The 17,785-nt window shown below is 62.6% G+C and carries 18 protein-coding genes and 1 riboswitch; of the genes, 6 read left to right on the top strand and 12 right to left on the bottom strand.

The annotated features are described in order from the left end of the window. Nucleotides 1–153 precede the first annotated feature (153 nt). Complete coding sequence (locus tag ACE3OA_RS05700; RefSeq protein WP_374308801.1) at nt 154–852, top strand: pirin family protein; 699 nt, start codon at nt 154–156, stop codon at nt 850–852. A 135-nt stretch (nt 853–987) separates the two neighbouring features. Continuing rightward, complete coding sequence (locus ACE3OA_RS05695; protein WP_374308799.1) at nt 988–2,145, top strand: murein L,D-transpeptidase; 1,158 nt, start codon at nt 988–990, stop codon at nt 2,143–2,145. Between the two features lie 3 nt (nt 2,146–2,148). On the opposite strand, the gene ACE3OA_RS05690 is transcribed toward ACE3OA_RS05695, so the two are convergent. Further along, nucleotides 2,149–2,646, bottom strand: a complete 498-nt coding sequence (locus ACE3OA_RS05690) for a host attachment protein (protein WP_374308797.1) — start codon at nt 2,644–2,646, stop codon at nt 2,149–2,151. 235 nt (nt 2,647–2,881) lie between these two features. Between ACE3OA_RS05690 and ACE3OA_RS05685 the strand changes: the two genes are divergently transcribed. Next, nucleotides 2,882–4,426 carry an AAA family ATPase gene (locus tag ACE3OA_RS05685; RefSeq protein WP_374308795.1) on the top strand — a complete coding sequence of 515 codons (1,545 nt, stop codon included), beginning with the start codon at nt 2,882–2,884 and terminating at the stop codon, nt 4,424–4,426. On the opposite strand, the gene ACE3OA_RS05680 is transcribed toward ACE3OA_RS05685, so the two are convergent. The 6 genes from ACE3OA_RS05680 to ACE3OA_RS05655 all read right to left on the bottom strand — a co-directional run bounded on the left by ACE3OA_RS05680 (nt 4,423) and on the right by ACE3OA_RS05655 (nt 8,061). Continuing rightward, a complete protein-coding gene (locus ACE3OA_RS05680; protein WP_374308793.1) occupies nt 4,423–4,635 on the bottom strand; it encodes a hypothetical protein in 213 nt (70 codons plus the stop codon). The two genes, ACE3OA_RS05685 and ACE3OA_RS05680, sit on opposite strands and share 4 nt — an antisense overlap. Nucleotides 4,636–4,721: 86 nt before the next feature. Next, complete coding sequence (locus tag ACE3OA_RS05675) at nt 4,722–5,399, bottom strand: phosphoribosyltransferase (RefSeq protein WP_374308791.1); 678 nt, start codon at nt 5,397–5,399, stop codon at nt 4,722–4,724. A 113-nt stretch (nt 5,400–5,512) separates the two neighbouring features. After that, nucleotides 5,513–6,355 (bottom strand): energy-coupling factor ABC transporter ATP-binding protein, encoded by an 843-nt coding sequence (locus ACE3OA_RS05670; protein WP_374308789.1) that lies wholly within the window; start codon nt 6,353–6,355, stop codon nt 5,513–5,515. Then, nucleotides 6,355–7,098, bottom strand: a complete 744-nt coding sequence (gene cbiQ / locus ACE3OA_RS05665) for a cobalt ECF transporter T component CbiQ (protein WP_374308787.1) — start codon at nt 7,096–7,098, stop codon at nt 6,355–6,357. The genes ACE3OA_RS05670 and cbiQ overlap by 1 nt, the downstream gene beginning before the upstream one ends. Next, nucleotides 7,079–7,390 (bottom strand): energy-coupling factor ABC transporter substrate-binding protein, encoded by a 312-nt coding sequence (locus ACE3OA_RS05660; RefSeq protein ID WP_374308785.1) that lies wholly within the window; start codon nt 7,388–7,390, stop codon nt 7,079–7,081. Before ACE3OA_RS05660 ends, cbiQ begins: the two co-directional genes overlap by 20 nt. After that, the gene (locus tag ACE3OA_RS05655) at nt 7,390–8,061 is read right to left on the bottom strand and encodes an energy-coupling factor ABC transporter permease (protein ID WP_374308784.1); all 672 of its coding nucleotides are present in this window, start codon (nt 8,059–8,061) and stop codon (nt 7,390–7,392) included. The genes ACE3OA_RS05660 and ACE3OA_RS05655 overlap by 1 nt, the downstream gene beginning before the upstream one ends. A 115-nt stretch (nt 8,062–8,176) precedes the next feature. Further along, nucleotides 8,177–8,389, bottom strand: a riboswitch (cobalamin riboswitch). Nucleotides 8,390–8,565: 176 nt separating this feature from the next. Between ACE3OA_RS05655 and ACE3OA_RS05650 the strand changes: the two genes are divergently transcribed. Further along, nucleotides 8,566–9,870 carry a GH1 family beta-glucosidase gene (locus ACE3OA_RS05650; protein WP_374308782.1) on the top strand — a complete coding sequence of 435 codons (1,305 nt, stop codon included), beginning with the start codon at nt 8,566–8,568 and terminating at the stop codon, nt 9,868–9,870. On the opposite strand, the gene ACE3OA_RS05645 is transcribed toward ACE3OA_RS05650, so the two are convergent. The 3 genes from ACE3OA_RS05645 to ACE3OA_RS05635 form a co-directional block, all read right to left on the bottom strand. Then, on the bottom strand, nt 9,867–11,594 hold the full coding sequence (locus tag ACE3OA_RS05645) for an ABC transporter ATP-binding protein/permease (protein WP_374309224.1): 1,728 nt from the start codon (nt 11,592–11,594) through the stop codon (nt 9,867–9,869). The genes ACE3OA_RS05650 and ACE3OA_RS05645 overlap by 4 nt on opposite strands. A gap of 137 nt (nt 11,595–11,731) precedes the next feature. Then, on the bottom strand, nt 11,732–11,971 hold the full coding sequence (locus tag ACE3OA_RS05640; protein ID WP_374308780.1) for a hypothetical protein: 240 nt from the start codon (nt 11,969–11,971) through the stop codon (nt 11,732–11,734). 493 nt (nt 11,972–12,464) lie between these two features. Then, nucleotides 12,465–12,602 (bottom strand): hypothetical protein, encoded by a 138-nt coding sequence (locus tag ACE3OA_RS05635; protein ID WP_374308778.1) that lies wholly within the window; start codon nt 12,600–12,602, stop codon nt 12,465–12,467. A gap of 355 nt (nt 12,603–12,957) precedes the next feature. Here ACE3OA_RS05635 and ACE3OA_RS05630 point away from each other — a divergent pair, with 355 nt between their 5' ends. Both ACE3OA_RS05630 and ACE3OA_RS05625 read left to right on the top strand, forming a co-directional pair. Beyond that, complete coding sequence (locus ACE3OA_RS05630; protein ID WP_374308776.1) at nt 12,958–13,467, top strand: hypothetical protein; 510 nt, start codon at nt 12,958–12,960, stop codon at nt 13,465–13,467. Nucleotides 13,468–13,762: 295 nt separating this feature from the next. Then, the gene (locus ACE3OA_RS05625; RefSeq protein ID WP_374308774.1) at nt 13,763–14,680 is read left to right on the top strand and encodes an OmpA family protein; all 918 of its coding nucleotides are present in this window, start codon (nt 13,763–13,765) and stop codon (nt 14,678–14,680) included. A gap of 72 nt (nt 14,681–14,752) precedes the next feature. On the opposite strand, the gene ACE3OA_RS05620 is transcribed toward ACE3OA_RS05625, so the two are convergent. Continuing rightward, complete coding sequence (locus ACE3OA_RS05620) at nt 14,753–15,994, bottom strand: flavin-containing monooxygenase (RefSeq protein ID WP_374308772.1); 1,242 nt, start codon at nt 15,992–15,994, stop codon at nt 14,753–14,755. 93 nt (nt 15,995–16,087) lie between these two features. Next, nucleotides 16,088–17,503, bottom strand: a complete 1,416-nt coding sequence (locus ACE3OA_RS05615) for an acyltransferase family protein (protein WP_374308770.1) — start codon at nt 17,501–17,503, stop codon at nt 16,088–16,090. Nucleotides 17,504–17,785 lie beyond the last annotated feature (282 nt).

The raw sequence follows: 17,785 nt of genomic DNA, 5'->3' as shown, positions 1-17,785 counted from the left end.
CAAAGCCCAGGGCTAGCTCATAAGACTGTCGCATTCCCTGCAACAGTACGTTTCGGTATTGCCTATTTCCGAAACAATCTCTCCGCGCCATCTTCTGATCCATGGAAATGGACGTTCGCCCGTAACGAGGCGGCCAACGCGAGGTATTGAACAATGATCGATTTACGACCCTTTAAATCCCTGGGCGGCGCCCATCACGGCTGGTTGGATGCCAAGCACCACTTCTCCTTTGCCGACTATTACGACCCCGACCGCATGGGCTGGGGCGCCTTGCGCGTGTGGAATGACGACACGATCGCGCCAAAGAGCGGCTTTCCGCCTCACGGCCATGCCGATATGGAGATCATTACCTATGTGCGTGAAGGGGCGATCAGCCATAAGGACAGCGAGGGCAATCAGGGCCGCACTTCGGCCGGCGACGTTCAGGTCATGAGCGCCGGCACCGGTATCCGCCATTCGGAATATAATCTTGAGGATGAAACGACGCGCATCTTCCAGATCTGGATCATGCCGTCGCGCCGCGGCACCGCCCCCAGCTGGGGCGCCAAGCCGTTCCCGAAAGGCGACCGCTCGGGACGCTTCGTGACACTGGCCAGCGGCTATGAAGCCGATGTCGAGGCGCTACCGATCCGCACCGAGGCACGTGTGCTCGGTGCGACGCTGAAAGCCGGCCAGACCGCCGAATATGCTCTCGGAAAAGGCCGCCACGCCTATCTGGTGCCGGCCACGGGCGCCATTGAGATCAACAGTGTCCGGGCCACTGCCCGCGATGGAATTGCGATCACGGACGAGCCGATCCTGCGCGTGACAGCGCTTGAGGAAGCCGAGCTGGTGATGGTGGATTCAGTCTGAGGTTTGGCCTCAACGATCGAGCCGAGGGCGGATGCCGCCAGATAGAGGCAGCATCCCTCCTCGGCTTGATCTATCTCAACACGGCAATCCGGCACGACATGTCATTCTTTGCGTGTTCTCACAGACCGGACAGAAATGAAAGCTAACTTACGAGGCGCTGGCTCGACCCTCCTCATCGCGATGACGCTTCTCTCGAGCGCCGGCTGTACCCAGCCGCGCCCGATAGCCGGCAGTTCAACGCCCGCACCCGCTTTTGTAGCCGCGCCGATGGATGTACCGGCGACGATACCCGCAGCAGAACCCGCACCACCGACACAACCCGAAGACATCCTGCGCCTGCGCACGGCCATCGCCGCCTATCGACAATTGATCACGAACGGCGACTGGCCGCGCATATCTGGACCGGGCAAACTGGAAATCGGCGACTCTGGCGATGCTGTCCGCAGCCTTCGGGCACGCCTCGCCGCCAGCGGTGACCTTGCGTCCAAGACGGAAAGCGATGTCTTCGATGCCGACCTGGACGCAGCGTTGCGGCGCTTTCAGCAACGCCACGGCCTGTCGGTCGACGGAAAATTTGGGCCGAAATCTCTCGCGGCACTCAACGTCCCTATCGGCGAGCGTCTTCGCACGCTTGAGATCAATCTCGAGCGGCAGCTGGCCGAGCGCCGCCAATGGGGCACGCGCTATATCGTCGTCAACACAGCTGCCGCGACCTATCGCCTGGTCGAGGCTGGCGAAATGGTCTTTGAACGCCGCGTGATCGTCGGTCGCCCCAATTGGGCGACGCCGCCGCTTTATGGCGAAATCGATACAATCGTCTTTCACCCGACCTGGACCGTTCCAACCCGCATCGCGCAGCTGGAACTGATGCCCCGCATCCGCCGCGAGCCTGGCTACATGGCCGAACATCATATGCGCATGGTGGATGGCATGATCCGGCAGGCGGCAGGTCCGGACAACCCTTTGGGCAAGCTGAAATTCGTCTTTCCCAACGATGACAGCATCTATCTGCACGATACGAATGCACCGTCCCTCTTTGAGAAGGCGGAGCGCCACCTTAGCCATGGCTGCATCCGCGTCTCCAACGCCGAGGAACTTGCCCGCCATCTGCTGGCAGGAGAGCCGGGCTGGAGCGACGCACGAATTTCAGAGAAGCTTGGCACAGCTCAGACCGAGAATGTCCGCCTCAACCGGTCAGTCCCAGTACATATCATTTACGATACGGCCTGGGTCGACCCGGACGGTACGGTCAATTTCCGTGACGACGTCTACCAGCGCGATGGCCCGCAATAACCCCTACTGTCCGCCGCGGGTCTTTTGGATCTGTGTACCCAGCGGCCCCAGGCGCTTCAGAATTTCCGGTACCGTCATCCAGGTCATATCCGTATTGCGGGTCAGGACGACCCGGTCAACGATAGCCGCCGGCAAGGCGGCCTTCAGGGCGGCGCCAATCTTGGCCGGCGCCACGATGGCCAACTGGTCGAAACGGGTGCGCCCACCCTTCAGATAGTCCGCGAGGCGGGCGACGAAGAGGTCCTTTTCATGCTGCTTCAGCGACACGCGCGGCTCAATGCCATGGCGCGCGGCGTTGGCGCTTTCCTGGGCACGCGGCAGGCGACCAGCTGCCAGCTTGCCGCCCGTGAGGCGCGCATCCGAACTCATATCGAGGCGGACAGATACGCCGGCGTGAGCGGAATCGCTCTCCAGTATCCGCGCTTGGCCACCATCGGCAACCACGACCCAGACCCGTTTATCCTTCCCTCGGCCCGATTTTGCCGCCGTTACAGCCTTCATGACGATCCTCCTGCTGAAAGTTAAGAAATTCTAGCCTTGAGCCCGCGTGCCATATTGATGCAGGTCAAAGCTGTTTCCCTGCTTGCGGGCGCAGATTTCACATCGAGAGAAGAAGGGCTCATTCCGCCAGGTTCTGGAGAATAAGCATGCCTTCGCAGCAAGGCGACGTGAAAAAGACACGGACCCAACCGAGGCAACCCGGCAGCGATGCCGCCAACGAAGGGATGTGACCTACATGCCGGATCCCGACGAACAATCCGCTGTTATCGACTTTCTATCTCGTCCCAGCAGCTATCCGGACTCCATCGGTGCCGTCGAGGCGATCACCACCCATGCCTCGGTCGTCTTCCTGGCCGGCGAGCGCGCCTACAAGCTGAAGCGCGCGCTGAAATACTCCTATCTCGACTACTCGACCCTCGCGGCCCGGGAACAGGCCTGTCGTGACGAACTCCGTCTTAACCGGCGCACGGCCCCGACGCTCTATCTCGATGTCCAGGCTCTTGTGCGCGATTCCGCCGGCGGCCTGCGCCTGGGCGGTGATGGCACCGTTTTGGATTGGGTCGTCATCATGCGCCGCTTTCCGCAAGAGGCACTCTTCAGCGCCCTCGCCGAAAGCGGTGGGCTCAGCGTCCCTCTCCTCCTCCACCTCACCGACCGCATTGCCGCCTTTCATGCGGCGGCCGAGATTGTGACTGACGAAGGCGGTGCGGCCGGCATTGCGGCCGTGATCGCCATCAATGACGAGAATCTCCGTCGTACGCTGCCGGATCCAGCCTCGACCATCCGGATCGACGCGCTCAACCGCCAAACCCAGGCGGCCTTTACGCAGTATCGCGACCTTCTCGACCGGCGGCGCCTTGATGGTCGCGTGCGCCAATGCCATGGCGATCTGCATCTCGGCAACATCTGTTTGGTTGACGGCGAGCCGACATTGTTCGATTGCATCGAATTCAGCCGCCTCATAGCCTGCACCGACGTTCTCTACGATCTCGCCTTCCTGCTGATGGACCTGCTCTATCGGGATATGCGCCAGGCCTGCGGGCGCGTCTTCAACCGCTATCTGGACCTCAGCCGTGACGAGACCGGGCTGCCATTGCTGTCGCTTTTCCTCTCCCTGCGCGCATCGGTCCGCGCCCATGTCACGGCGGCGGCCGCTCCTGCCGCAGGCAACGCGGCACAGACCCGGGAGAAGCTGAGGATTGCCGACGCTTATCTCGGCTTGGCCGCGACCCTTCTGGAACCGCGAGCCCCTTCTCTGGTCGCCATCGGCGGCCTGAGCGGCAGCGGGAAATCCAGCGTCGCCGCTGCCCTTGCCGGCGATCTGGGGCGGGCGCCGGGAGCCAGGGTCTTGCGCAGCGATGTCGTCCGAAAGCAGATTTTCGGCTTGGCCCCCGAACAGAAACTTCCGGCCGGCGCCTATCGATCGGAGGTGAATGAGAAGGTCTATGCCGAATTGTTGGCGCGCGCCGAATATGCGTTGTCCAGCGGTCACAGCGTCATCATCGACGCGGTTTCCGCTCGGCCCCAAGAGCGGAAGATGATGTCCGATTTCGCGGAGCGGCAAGGCGTCGCCTTCTCCGGCATTTGGCTCGACGCCACTGCCGGCAAACTGCGCGATCGCATCGCCGGACGGCGGAAAGACGCTTCCGACGCTACCGTGGACGTGCTCGACCGCCAATTGACTTACGATCTGGGACCGATGGACTGGAACCGACTGGACGCGAACCGCGCGCCGGAAAAGGTGGTCGCTGCCGCCAAGCGACTTCTTGATCTGGCCTAGCGGGCGTTTTGCAGCTGGCGGTGCCCGTCTGCTGTCAGAGCGTAGCCGCCTGGGATGGGTTCGATCAGCCTCATCAGGCGCAACTCATCAAGCCGCAAACCGTCGACCGGCGCATGAGCCGCATTGATGGAAAGGGCACGCAAGGTCGCAACATGATTGCGTCCAAGCTCCATTTCGCAGACGGAAGCGCACATTCCACAGGCACTCATCCCTTGGCCTCCTTGGGTCATCCAACCCAACCCAATGCGGCGCAACGGCCCAAGTTCCCGACGCAAATCTCCGAATCGTCCATGGCTCAGTTCTGATTGCCGCCCTTGATCCGCTTGGTATCCGTCGCCTCACGGGCCGCGGCGAGGATCGCCACTGCCTCCTGATCGGTCACCTGCGAAAAATCCTGGTAAAAGGACCCGACGGCATCGAACCAGGCAGGCGTCTCAAGGCAAATGAGTTCGTCCACTTCCGTTTGCAGATCGGCCACCGTATCGCGCGGTCCCACCGGCACGGCCAGGACCAGGCGTTTGGGATGCTGGCGGCGAAGGGCATGCACCGCCGCCCGCGCTGTAGCACCCGTCGCCAATCCATCATCGACGATGATCGCGACCTTGCCACCGGCCGGCTCGGGCTTGCGTCCCGGCAGATAGATCGTCCGCCGTCGCTCAATCTCCTTCAGTTCGAGCGCTGCCGCCGACTTAATCGCCTCCTCGGTCGGCTCATAGTCGCCCGGCATTTCGTTGAGGACGATCTCCGGTTTCTCGCCGTCGACGATGGCCCCCAGGGCCAATTCGGGCTGAAACGGCGCACGGATCTTGCGCACCAGAATGACGTCTAGCGGGCAACCAAGCGCCTTCGCTACCTCGTAGCCGATCGGCAATCCACCGCGCGGCAGCGCGTAAACAACCACGTCATCGCCGGCGAATTTACCCAGCGCCTTGGCCAGTTGCCGGCCCGCCTCGGTCCGATCGACGAATGCCATGTCCGCCTCCCCAGCCCTTAAATCTGCCGGCCCTTAAATCTGGCCCGATCAACCTTTATTGGGATCCGGCCGCAAGAATATCCGCCTGGGGCCTGAGAGGAAACTGATCTGGATCAGGATTGTTGAGGTGATCCGTTGCCGGCGATAGCCGCCAGGACATCCTCACGACGGCGCGGCAGCGCCGCATCGGCCGGCAGGGCACCGGTCGCCCGCAGGGCTGTGGCGATCTCCCAGATCAAAGGCGGCGCCAGACGCAACCGGGCCAGCAGCGCCCGGTCCGCAAAGACGGTCTCCGGTTCCCCCGCCGCGGCGATCCGCCCCGCGCCGAAAATGAGGATGCGGTCTGCCCAGGCATAGGCGGCATCCATGTCATGGGTCGCCATGAGGATGGCCGTCCCAGCCGCTGAAATATCCTGCAGCGAGGCCATCAATTGCGCGATGCCGTCCGGGTCGAGCCCGGCGCTCGGTTCGTCAAGCAGCAGATAGCGCGGCGCCATGGCCAGAATACCGGCGATCGCCACGCGCTTGCGCTGGCCGAAACTCAGCATATGTGTCGGCCGCCGAGCGAGGTCCAGGATCTGCATGGCAGTGAGCGCCGCCTCGACCCGTGCTTCGATCGCCGGCGCGGCAAGGCCCAGATTGGCCGGTCCGAAGGAGACATCTTCGAACACACTTGCGGCGAAGAGCTGGTCGTCTGGATCCTGCAGCACCATGCCGACCGTCTGCCGCAACTGGCGCAGGCCCTGTCGGTCATAGCCGACCGGTACGCCGTCCAGCCGGACAGAGCCGCGGCTCGGGCGGAACGTGCCATTGAGCATGTTGAGCAACGTCGTCTTGCCGGCCCCGTTGGCGCCTAGTACCGCAACCTTCTCGCCGGGTCGGATGGCAACGTTGATCGCCGACAAGGCCGCGATACCGCCGGGATAGGCATAGTCGACATCGATCACTTCCAGCATCAGATGACGATCCGCCCCAGAATGGCCATGGCGACGATGAGGCCGGCAGCGGCGAGCAGCCGCCGGTAATCAGCCCCCTCTTCACGGGTGATAAAGGTGAGTTCCCCGGTATAGCCTCGGGCTGCCATACCCGCCTCCAGCCGATTTGCGCGCCCCATCACCCGGGGCAGCAAATTGGCGAGCAACATGCCGGTCGAGCGCAGACTGCGCCGGTAGCCGACGAAGCCCAGCCGGTTTGCCTGCGCACGGCGGCTGCTTTCCAGGCAATCGAGGGTCAGCCAGACGAAGCGGAACATCATCAAGGCGATGTCGCTCACCTCGGCACTGAGCCCGGCCCGGCGCAACAGGCGCAGGATATCGGTCAGCGGCGTGGTCAGCGCCAGGAACAGCAAGGCGCTGACCCCGGCAAGACTGCGCAGGCCGATGAAACAGGCCGGCCCAAGCGCCGCCACCGAGATACCGACTTGCGGGACAAAATGATCGATCCGCACTGTCAAAATCTGCGCCAGACTGCTGGCCAGGATGAAGCCAGCCGGCACGCTGGCCGAGACCAGCATGTCGCGCAGCGGCACGCCGGCCCCGACAAATGTCAACGCCAGCATTGTCGCAACAATCAGTCCCTGCACGGTCCAGGATGGGCTGAGCAGTGCCAGAACGATCATGCCGAGTGAGAACGCAACTTTCTCGATGGCGGCAACCCGCCGCCACCGGTTGGTCTGCGCGTTACGATCGATGAGACGCACGGCCCGCCGTTTCGCCGGACGCTTCGGCGATGCCACGCCGACGACCGAAATAGTACCCGAGCAATCCGGCGCCGATCGCCGCCTGCAGCGCAAACAGGAGACTTTCGATCTCGCTGCTCGGCGGCTCCCAGAACGGTGCCGCCCAGGGTTTGTAATCCGGATGCGCTTGCGTGATCAGCGCCTCGGCCTGGCCGTCCGATCCGGAAAATGCGGCGTCGGAGCCGTGATAGACCAGCGGTCCGATCGCCAGCGCGATGACGGCCGCGAGCAGCAGCAGGTTCCGCCTCCACATTACGCGATCCTCCGCTTCAGCTTGTCGAGCACGGCGATCTCGCCGCTGCTGTATTTGGTAAGCAGGTTCCAGACGATGACCGTCAGCAGACCCTCGCTGATTGCCAGCGGCACCTGGGTAACGGCAAAAACGCCAAGGAATTTGGCCGCTGCGCCGCCGATGCCGCTGACGGCATCCGGAAAGGCCACGGCGAGCTGCAGCGAGGTAACGGCATAGGTCGACAAGTCTCCCAGCGTCGCCGCGACGAAGATGGCGAGTGCCGCGCCGCCGCCCAGCGATCGCATGGCGCGATAGATTCCATAGGCCACGAATGGCCCCACGATACCCATCGAGAAGATATTGGCACCGAGCGTGGTGAGGCCGCCATGGGCCAGCAGCAGGGCCTGGAACAGCAGCACGATGGCGCTGAGCACGGTCGTGATCGTCGGCCCGAACAGCGACGCGGCCAATCCTGTTCCGGTCGGGTGCGAGCAGCTGCCCGTCACCGACGGCAATTTCAGCGCCGACAGAATGAAGACATAGGCACCCGAGGCCGCCAGCAACATTTTGACTTCGGGATGCTCACGCACCACGCGCTTGATTCGATAGGCGCCGTAGCCGACGAAGGGCGCCGACGCCAGACTCCAGCCGATCGCGTGCGCCGCCGGCAGGTAACCTTCCATGATATGCATAAACCCTCCGATGCATCTGGCTGTTGCCATGCCGGTTTCGGTTCCGGCGGAGATGCCGTAGGGGGACGTGCGATCGAGGATCGCGTCCGGCCCCGCAGCGCCCCGCTGGGTTGCCTAACTCTGGCACGACGATGGCAGGTCTCCTGACTCGCGGGTCTTGCGCGCGATGCCTGCCTTCCCGGTTGCCCAGTGGCGTGTCGGCATCGCACTAGCCGCTTACAGTTGCGGGGGCAGCCACGGTTTAGGCCCCGATTGGGTCGTCCGCACCGTGTTCCCTATTAATCCCCTGGAATTCATCCGTCGGGGAACCATCGTCGGCGCAATTTATGCTTCCCTCCCCGCTCCCGTCAACGTCGCCGACGCCACAAAATGGCGGGATTCGGACAGGCTAGACCATTTATGTCGCCTGCCACTTCCCGCCAAAATTGACGTGCATCAAAGGCATAGGCCCGATGCCTTGGCAGGATAGGATGCCATTGAGGCGGCTAAGACGGAAGGATGCCCATGAACTGGCCAGCGGATTTCATTTGGGGCGTTTCCACGTCGAGTTACCAGATCGAAGGCGCCGTCGCGCTAGGCGGCCGCAAGCCCAGCATCTGGGACACGCGCTGCCGCACCGCCGGCAAGGTCGCCAACGGCGATACCGGCGACATCGCCTGCGACCATTATCACCGCTACCCCGAAGACATCCGCTTGATGAAGGAACTCGGGGTTGAGGCCTACCGCTTCTCGGTCGCCTGGCCGCGCGTACTGCCGCTCGGCAAGGGGGCCGCCAATGAAGCGGGCCTTGCCTTCTATGACCGTCTGATCGACGGCCTGCTCGAGGCGGGGATCGAGCCCTGGCTCTGCCTATATCATTGGGACCTGCCACAGGCCCTCGAGGACCTCGGCGGCTGGACCAATCGGGACATTGCCGGTTGGTTTGCCGACTACACGACGCTCGTCGCGCATCGTTATGGCGACCGGGTGAAGCGCTTTGCCACCATCAATGAGCCGTCCGTCTTCACCCTGTTCGGCTATGCGATGGATTGGGGCGCGCCCGGCATCATCGACCGGTCGGCACATCTGCGCGCCATCCATCACGTCAATCTTGCCCATGGCGCCGCAGTGGACGCTCTGCGCGCCGGTGTCACAAATGCCTTCGTCGGCGCCATCCACAACCGGCAGCGCATCGTGCCGCAATCGGACAGTGAGGCGGACAAGGCTGCCACGCGCACGCTCGACGCCTTCTGGAACAACGCCTTTCCGGAACCGCAATTGTTGGGCAGCTATCCCGCGGCCATCGCCGAAGCCGTCGCCCCCTATGTCGAGGCGGGTGACATGGCGCGAATCTGCCGGCCTTGCGACTTTTTCGGCCTCAACCATTACGGTCCGATTTTCGCCAAGGCCGATCCGGCCTCGCTGTGGGGATTTGCCTGGGGCAGCGCCCCGGACGACGCGCCCAAATCCGATATCGGCTGGCCGATCTATCCGGACATGTTCCGCGATGAACTCATCGACCTCTCGCGACGCTACCGGCTGCCCATCTACGTGACAGAAAACGGCTGCGGCGGTCGCGCCGACAAGGGCAACGAGCTCGACGACCAGCACCGCATCAAATATCTCGGCGCCTATACAGCGGCGATGCACCAGGCGATGGCAGCCGGCGCCGATGTGCGCGGCTATTTCGTCTGGTCGCTGCTCGACAATTTCGAATGGGGTTCCGGCTACGGCAATCGCTTCGGCCTGGTCTTCGTCGATTTCACCACCGGCAAGCGCACGCCCAAGGCATCGGCACGCTGGTATGCCGACCTGATTGCCGGCCGCTAAGGCGTCTCGCGCACCACGAAGACGTCGCCTTCGCGCAAGATTTCCAGGCTTCGTGTGGCGAGGCCGCCCAGCGCATCGCTATGGCCAATGGCTATGATGGTGGCCTTTGCGAATTCCTGTTTCAGCAATGCCACCATGTCGCGCTGCCCCTGAATATCGAGCGCCTCGGTGGCGTCTTCCAGGAAGATCCAATCCGGCCGATGCAGCAGCAGGCGCGCAAAACCCAGCCGCTGTTGCGCATCCGCGGTCAGCACCTGGTCCCATTTCGCCGTCTCACCCAGCCGAGCAATGAGCGCCTCGAGCCCGACCCGGCGCAGCGCCGCCATGATGGCCGCCTCGCCCTTCTCTTGAGGCGCTGCCGGATAGCAGAGCACATTGCTCAACGTATCGGCTGGCATATAGGGACGCGGCGGCATGAAATAGAGGTCCGCCCCGGCCGGTATTTCGACCCGGCCGCGGCCCCACGGCCACAAGCCCGCCACGACCTTCAGGACGGTCGAGGCAGCGCTGGTTTCGCCAGTCACCAGCAGATGCTCGCCCGGCTGGATCTCCGCATTGATGCCGACAATCTCCGCCTGCCCCGCCGCATTTGCCGTCGAGAAGTCACGGAAGGCGAGGACCGGCTTGTCCGACAGCACGCGCTCGATGCCGCCGCCTTCGTTGGTGAGTCGCTGCGCGTCGATGCGCCTGATCGAATCATGGAGGCTCATCATGCGCTCGACCGAGGCGCGCCAATCGGCGAACTTGCCGAGATTGTCGATTGCCCAGGAGAGCGCTGCCACGGTCTGCTGGAAGGCCTGCGCCGTCTGCATCAGGGCGCCCAGGCTGATCATACCCATCATGTAGCGCGGCGCCATGATGAGGGTCGGAAAGACCTGCGACAGCACCGACCAGCTGGAGCTGAAATAGAACATATGCGCCAAGGCGGCCGTGACGCCGTCCCAGGCTTCCCGTACACGCGTAAACAGCGTGCGGAAATTAAGCCGTTCATTCGCCTCGCCTTCCGCGAGCGCGATGCGCAGAGCATTCTCCCTGGCATGCACCAGGCCAAAGCGGAAATCCGCTTCGCTCGTCTGCCGCCGGTCCACGGCCCGCACCAGGAACCGCCCCAGGGTGAGTGCCACGACCGTGCCGGCGCCGGCATAGAGGATGGCGATCCAGACCAGATAGCCCGGCAGGTCGATGGCGACATTGTCGAAGATGAGATAAGGGGGTGCCGACAGCGACCACAGGATTTTCGTGAAGCTGATCAGCAGCAAGGCGTCGTAGAGCAGCGTATGCGCCAGATCGATCGCATATTCGGTCGCGTTGTGGACGTCCTCGGCGATGCGCCCGTCGGGATTGTCATGGGCGCCCGGCATGTAGGTCAGCAGGTAATGCTTACCGCCGACCATCCATTCGTCCGAGATCTTGTGAGTCAGCCATTCCCGCCAGCCGATCTGCAGCCGCCGCTTCACCCTGAGATGCAGATTCACGATGACGACATTGGCGAGGACGATGAGCAGCAGGAAGCCGATCAGGTAGGAGAATCGATCGATCTCATGACCTTCCAGCGCATCGAACAGATTGAGAATCCAGAAATTGATCGCGACCGGCACCCCGATCTGGGCGGCCGTGAGGGCGACCAGGGTCATCGTCAGGAAAGTGGCATACCAGCGCTGCTCCGATTGCCAATACGGCCCCGCGATGCGCAGAAACTGCCGGATGACCCCGAACCAACCCATCAAGCCGCCAACCAGCTCCGCACCGGAAGCCCCCCGATATTTAGCGGGCCTGCAAGAGCCCAAACGCGAGAAAGCCTAGCATATTCAGCCAGGCTTTCCTGTGCGAGAACGAAGGCAAGTCGATCGGCCGGCGGCCCTCAGGAGGCGGCAGCGGCTTTCTTGGCCTTTTTGGCTGCCGGGGTCGGTTTGGGCGCCAGCTTGATCGCCTCGCGATCGGCGGCTTCCTTCTGCATGCGCAGGGCACGCAGCTGCAGCCGCTTCTCGGTATGGACGGCGTCGGTCTTGGCCTTCTCCTTCAGTGCGTCGGCCGTGCGCTGACGGTCCCGTTCGCGCTCCTCTTTGGCCTTGCGCTGTGAGTCTTCGGCCGCTTTGGTCATCCGCGATAGCATGTCTCGTACCTCTCTAAAGCTGAACCTGGAAAATGCTTGCCCGCAAGCGGCGAGCGGTCTCGATATCGGCGGCGCGCCCAAAGACAGGGGCAGGAATAAGGCGCTCTCGCGAACTGCAGCCGCCCCGAAATTGTTCGCAAGGCCATCAGATGCCTGGCAAAGGCCCTCCGGATAAGGACAGGGGCATTCGACGCTGAAGAAGATGGCGTCGCTATTTCACCGGATGACGAAAATGGCGCCGCTTGATGCAAGCGCCTGCCGAGCAGCCCTTCGAAATCATGCCCTGGCAGTCAACCTTGGGCCGGCTGTCGTGCCGACGTTCTTCGCGCTACCTTAGCGCATATGCCTAAATTGCACCAGCGATGAGCGCCGCGGCAAATGAGCCGCCAAATGATCGGTGCCGTTCCGGCAGCCTAAGCTACTGAAACAATGGCGCGACTGTACCAGCAGGGGGCGTTCGGCATGTTGAAATGATGGCGGGTCAGGCCAGAAAAGCAATGACTGAGACGCACCAGCAGGCCGCAACCACGAGCGACACAAAGCTCCAGGCACTACCGATCACGTGATGGCCGGACTTGGTTTGCTGAAGAATGTCTTCGTAACGGTCGGGGACGAACATGATGCCCTCCAGGGTCTGATCCTGAGCTAGCAAGTGGGCGCATCTGTCGCAGGTTCAAGGCGGGTCGGCCGTATTTGCCGGCCCTGTGACCGCCATCACAGGTCGCGGCGGATTTCGGGAATTATTCCGCTGCAGTGGCGACGGCGCTCGCAGGCAGCGAAAAATGGGGAGAACTCCCGATGTGCTGGCCCGCCACCCTGGATAGCGTCCATCCGTCACCGGAAGGAATGGCAACGTCCCCTTTGGGTCAGGATCGCTGACGCCAGGCGCATGGCAAGACCGCGCCTGGCGCAGGGTCGATCATTGCCCGGTTTCCTTCCGGTCCCAGCAACCGCAATCATCCGGAGCCTTGAAATTGACCATTCGCAAAACCGCGACCACCTTGGCCGCAATCCTCGCCGCCACATTTGTTACCACCGCCGGCCTTGCCCTCGCCGCCGACAGCCAGACGCTGCCGCAAAGCGTGCGCAAGGCCAATGACCGCTTTCAGGACGTCGCCATCGCCATCAAGGAAGGCTATGCGCCCATCCCCTGCGCCAGCGGCATCGAAGGCGGCGCCATGGGCATCCACTATGTGAATGCCAACCTCATCAACGAGACCGTCGAACTCGGCAAGCCCGAGGCCGTGATGTACGAGCCGATGAAGGACGGCAAGCTCAAGCTTGTCGCCGTCGAATACATCGCCACCAAGGGTCCGGCGACACTGGGCGGCCAGCTGTTCAGCTTCACCAATGCGCCCAACCGCTATGGCCTCCCCGCCTTCTACGAACTCCATGTCTGGGCCTGGAAGAAGAACCCCAAGGGTCCCTTCGCCGACATGAATCCGGAAGTCTCCTGCGAAGCGGCGATGGATATGGCGCACTGAACCGATGACAGCGGCACTGGGCGCATGGGCCCGGTGCCGCTACGCAGCCAGAGCTACGCAAGTTGGACTTTACGCAACTTGGACAATACGCAACTTGGACAATGCCGTTGTGTGATGCGCACCAAGTCTGACCGCTGTTGTGCAAAATAGACGCTGTGACTGGACAAAGTGCCCGGGCGATACCACATCTTACAAATGTTCATTGTTGAGGAACAAACACGACCCTGCGCGGTTTAACAGGATCAGGGGGAACTCGTGCTTGCGGCCCTCATGTCCCGAGCAACAGGAGACTGTTATGAAACGCGTCATGGTCTTATGTGTGGCTGGTTTGATGGCATCGACCGGTGTGGCGATGGCCGACGGTTCTACTTTCCTGCAAACGGCGCAGGCGGATGCCGGACGCTTCACTGTCCTGTTCCCGTTCAACAAATCGACGCTGGATGCTGACGCGCTTGCCGTGATTGCCTCAGCAGCGCAGGAATTCCAGCGAACCGGATCGGCCCGCATTTCGGTCCGCGGCCACACCGATACTTCGGGCAGCGACGCCTACAACCAGGCGCTGTCGGAGCGCCGCGAGCAAGCAGTCGCCAATGAACTCATCCGCCAAGGTGTCCCCGCCGGCGCCTTGACCACCGAGGCGGTGGGCGAAAGCGACCCGGCCGTGCAGACCGGCGACGGCGTCAAGGAAGCGGCCAACCGTCGCGTCGAAATCGCGGTCGAACTGCCGCCCGCCCCGGTCGCCCAAGTGGCGCCAACCCCAGCCCCTGCCCCGGCTGCAGCGCCACCGCCCCCGCCGATGAAGCGTGACCGGATCTTCAGCGTCGGCGGCTTCTATGGCTTCAATCTGGAGGATGAGGCCGGCAACACCAGCCATCTGGGCGGCCTCAATCTCGCGGTCGACGTGCCCGTCTTGCCTTGGCTGTCCGTGGGCGCCGAGCAGGCCGGCTTCTATCATTTCGACACGCCGAACGACGGGTTCGGTGGTCGGACCGTCGCCAGCCTCGACCTCACCATGGGCGATGATGATTTCCGGCCCTATATCGGCGCCAATATTGGCTACCTCTATGGTTCCGGCTTCAATGATGATTTCATCGTCGGCCCGGAAGTGGGTCTCGCCTCCGGCCCCTTCATCGCCAAGCTCGCCTACGACATCCCGTTCAACCGCGACGGCGACGAAGGCATCATCAACGCCACCTTCGGCTTCCGCTTCTAAACGGTCGCACATTCATGGCCCCCGCGCTGGTCAAGTCCGGCGCGGGGGCCATTCGCATTTCAAAGATGTGAGTCAGCGCCGCGCGGCAATCTGCTCCGCCACATAATCGGCGTCATGCCAGACACCCCAGATAAAGGCTGAGGCCCGACGCGACAGCCAACTCAACCCCAGAAAATAGAGCCCGGGCACCTCGGAAACGCCGCGCTGGTGCTGCGGTGTCCCCTTCGCGTCATAAGTACCTGCCTTCAGCCAGCTGAAATCGAGGGCAAAGCCCGTGGCCCAGATGATCGAGGTGATTCCGGCCGCGCGCAGATCGAGCTGCAGAAGGGGATCCGTCACGCAGGCCGGATCGGCCTCCATCCTGCGGGCATCCGGCTCTTCCGGGAAATCGAGGCCGTTCTTGGCGATATAGGCATCAGCCGCGTTGAGCACCGAGAGATAATTCGCATCGCCCTGCGCGATATTGCGCGCAAGGTCCGGCGCGAAATGCAGCGCGCCGTCCCTGAATTCGCCGGCCCGCCCCACCAGGACCATCCCCCGCGCACCGAGGCGCCGGAAGTCGACGGTGTGGCCGCCATAGGCGCCGCTCACCGAGATCGTGACATGTTCCATGCCCGGCTCGCGCGCCTTGGCATCCCACAGGCCCAGCGCTCCCAGCCACCAGACGAAATCCTTCCCGCGATAGGCGCGCGGCGGCCGGTCATGCGGCCCGATCGACAGATAGACCTGGCGCCCGGCGCGCAGCAGCTCGTCGGCGATCTGTCCACCAGACGAGCCGGCACCCACCACCAGCACGGCGCCATCGGGCAGCTGGCCGGGATTGCGATAGGCATTGGAATGGATCTGCAGGATGCCGGTATCCGCCGGCACGACGGTGGGGATGATCGGCCGTTGAAACGGCCCCGTGGCGGCGATGAGGTTCCTGGCCTCGATCTTGCCGGCCGAGGTTTCGACGATGAAGCCCGACCCGTCTTCCTTCCGCCGCGCCGCCTTCACCTCGACACCGCAATGGATGGGTGCGGCGATCTCCCTGGCGAAATCCTCGAAATAGGCGACGACCTTGTCCTTGGGCGCGAAGGCGTCGGGATCGACATCGGCAAAGGTCTTGCTGGGGAACCGGTCATGCCAGGCCGGCCCGTTGGCCACCAACGAATCCCACCGCTCCGACCGCCACCGCTCGGCAATCCGATGCCGCTCGAGGACCAGATGCGGCACCCCCCGCTTCCCCAAATGCTCACTCGCCGCCAACCCCGCCTGCCCGCCGCCGACAACCAACGTGTCGATCTTGTCGAGCAGGGCATTTTCACTCGTCATCCCAGTCTCCCCCACGGTGTTTCCCTGGCGCCGGCAGCGCTTGTTTGATGCGATGACGGCACAGGGGAAGCGATACGCTTGGCAGTTTGCCGACTACCTGAAAGCTCGCCTACGCTCTGCCAGCGACTCTATCCAGAGCGCCAATCGGTGCGAAAGGCGAATTGCACTCTGCTCGACTAGGGGCACGAGCAAAGCGGCAACAATCAGACTGCAGGCAACTGAAACAGCGGTGGCCGCGCTCGCGGCCACGACGTAGCCAAATTTGGGCATCATGTGGGCCAGGACAAAGCAGCCGACAGACGCAATGACGATTCCATGAATTAAATAGAGTGGGAACGATATCTGTCCGAGCCAGCGAACGAGCGGACCACTAAGCGGCTGTCGGAATGCAGGCGTTAAGCAAAGCGCGGCCACAACCAGCACGGCTCCGATCTGCTGCGCCTCAAACCTCTTGATGTCCATGATGGGATTGAGCAGCCAGGTGAAAATCAGATGCGCACCGGGCAGCGCTGGATCCTTCACCAGCCATCCACCCAGCGACACGCCGAGAAGCAGCACGAAAAATCCAGTGATAGGAGACCAGTTGAGCCAGCGCGACCGACGGTCGCGTACCGTCACGAGGTCGAACAGAAGGATCCCGCACGGAAACAATTGCAGCCCCTGGAGCGTGCTGCTCTTCTTGAGGAAGCATAGACCGACCGTCAGGCACAGGCAGACGGCAACACGCCACAGGCGCGTCGGGCAGATCTTCCAGACCAGAAAAACCAGCAGCGACCCAGCAATCTCAACCTTCATCGACCACAAGACACCGTTGAAGGCCGATTGGCCGGTCAGATAGGTCCGAAATAGAGAATCGGAGATGACATCCCACAGGCTCGGGCGAAAATCGGCCGGATAATATTGTCCCATGCCAGGCGCCACATCGGCTACGGCAAGGTTCCAGGTCAGGTCCAAACGGATCAGCAGGAAAGCGATGAGCGAGGTCGCGAGAATGGGGAGCGTCAGGCGCACATAGCGTTTGGGCAGCAGTGCGAGCAAGGATTGCCCGCTGCGCGACACGCCGATCGAGAGCACGAAGCCACTGAGTACAAAGAATATCCAGACGCTGAAACGTCCGTTGTAAATCCCTGCCAGCGGCGAAGAGGCCACGATCCGCACCCAGAAATCGGTCGGATCCGACTCGATAAAAGGTGTGAAGAAGAAATAGATCAGGTGATAGATCAACACGATGAAGGCCGCGACACCGCGCAGGCCGTCAAGATGCGTGTACCGTTCATGGCTATCGGTCGCGTCATTCATGGTCGGAGTTTCACCTGCATCAATTCGGCCGTCGATTTCTTCAACTATCAGAACAAGCTCTTGTAGGCACGCAGAAATTCTCCAGCAACATGCGACCGTACCTGCAAATGGCGTGATTCGGCCGTCCAGCTCCGGCGGAGAAAGCGGGGCCAAGGAAATAGAGGTGAGGGAAATCGAGGTCGGGCGGCGATTTCGCAACCAGCTGCGCAAAAGATATGCATCCCGCTCCCCTGACCGGCAGCCCGTTCGAGCCACGCGATCACCAAGGCCTCATCCTGGGGAACGTCAAGGGCCATCCGTAGGCTTGGTCCCACCGGCCTCACTCTGTCTGCGGCGCATGACGTCGGCTTTGGCAAACGGATTTGCGGCAGGCGTGCAACTCACCATGATTGCGCCCAGCAGAACCGCACAGATAATTTTCGGCGCCCGGCGGGTTTCTCTCCGCACCGAATGCCCGTTTCAACGCGTCACCAAGGTTGCTTGAAAGAGTGG

Origin of the sequence: Dongia sp., from assembly GCF_041906375.1 — a bacterium.
Classification (GTDB): domain Bacteria; phylum Pseudomonadota; class Alphaproteobacteria; order Dongiales; family Dongiaceae; genus Dongia.
Note: the sequence above shows the minus strand (reverse complement) of the source record. Positions and strands in the feature narration are given on the sequence as shown.

Excerpts from the sequence above, each read along its gene's own strand:
- ACE3OA_RS05700 (WP_374308801.1), top strand. The coding sequence starts at position 154 with ATGATCGATTTACGACCCTTTAAATCCCTGGGCGGCGCCCATCACGGC.
- ACE3OA_RS05695 (WP_374308799.1), top strand. The coding sequence starts at position 988 with ATGAAAGCTAACTTACGAGGCGCTGGCTCGACCCTCCTCATCGCGATG.
- ACE3OA_RS05690 (WP_374308797.1), bottom strand. The coding sequence starts at position 2,646 with ATGAAGGCTGTAACGGCGGCAAAATCGGGCCGAGGGAAGGATAAACGG.
- ACE3OA_RS05685 (WP_374308795.1), top strand. The coding sequence starts at position 2,882 with ATGCCGGATCCCGACGAACAATCCGCTGTTATCGACTTTCTATCTCGT.
- ACE3OA_RS05680 (WP_374308793.1), bottom strand. The coding sequence starts at position 4,635 with ATGAGTGCCTGTGGAATGTGCGCTTCCGTCTGCGAAATGGAGCTTGGA.
- ACE3OA_RS05675 (WP_374308791.1), bottom strand. The coding sequence starts at position 5,399 with ATGGCATTCGTCGATCGGACCGAGGCGGGCCGGCAACTGGCCAAGGCG.
- ACE3OA_RS05670 (WP_374308789.1), bottom strand. The coding sequence starts at position 6,355 with ATGCTGGAAGTGATCGATGTCGACTATGCCTATCCCGGCGGTATCGCG.
- ACE3OA_RS05660 (WP_374308785.1), bottom strand. The coding sequence starts at position 7,390 with ATGTGGAGGCGGAACCTGCTGCTGCTCGCGGCCGTCATCGCGCTGGCG.
- ACE3OA_RS05655 (WP_374308784.1), bottom strand. The coding sequence starts at position 8,061 with ATGCATATCATGGAAGGTTACCTGCCGGCGGCGCACGCGATCGGCTGG.
- ACE3OA_RS05650 (WP_374308782.1), top strand. The coding sequence starts at position 8,566 with ATGAACTGGCCAGCGGATTTCATTTGGGGCGTTTCCACGTCGAGTTAC.
- ACE3OA_RS05645 (WP_374309224.1), bottom strand. The coding sequence starts at position 11,594 with ATGGGTTGGTTCGGGGTCATCCGGCAGTTTCTGCGCATCGCGGGGCCG.
- ACE3OA_RS05640 (WP_374308780.1), bottom strand. The coding sequence starts at position 11,971 with ATGACCAAAGCGGCCGAAGACTCACAGCGCAAGGCCAAAGAGGAGCGC.
- ACE3OA_RS05635 (WP_374308778.1), bottom strand. The coding sequence starts at position 12,602 with ATGTTCGTCCCCGACCGTTACGAAGACATTCTTCAGCAAACCAAGTCC.
- ACE3OA_RS05625 (WP_374308774.1), top strand. The coding sequence starts at position 13,763 with ATGAAACGCGTCATGGTCTTATGTGTGGCTGGTTTGATGGCATCGACC.
- ACE3OA_RS05620 (WP_374308772.1), bottom strand. The coding sequence starts at position 15,994 with ATGACGAGTGAAAATGCCCTGCTCGACAAGATCGACACGTTGGTTGTC.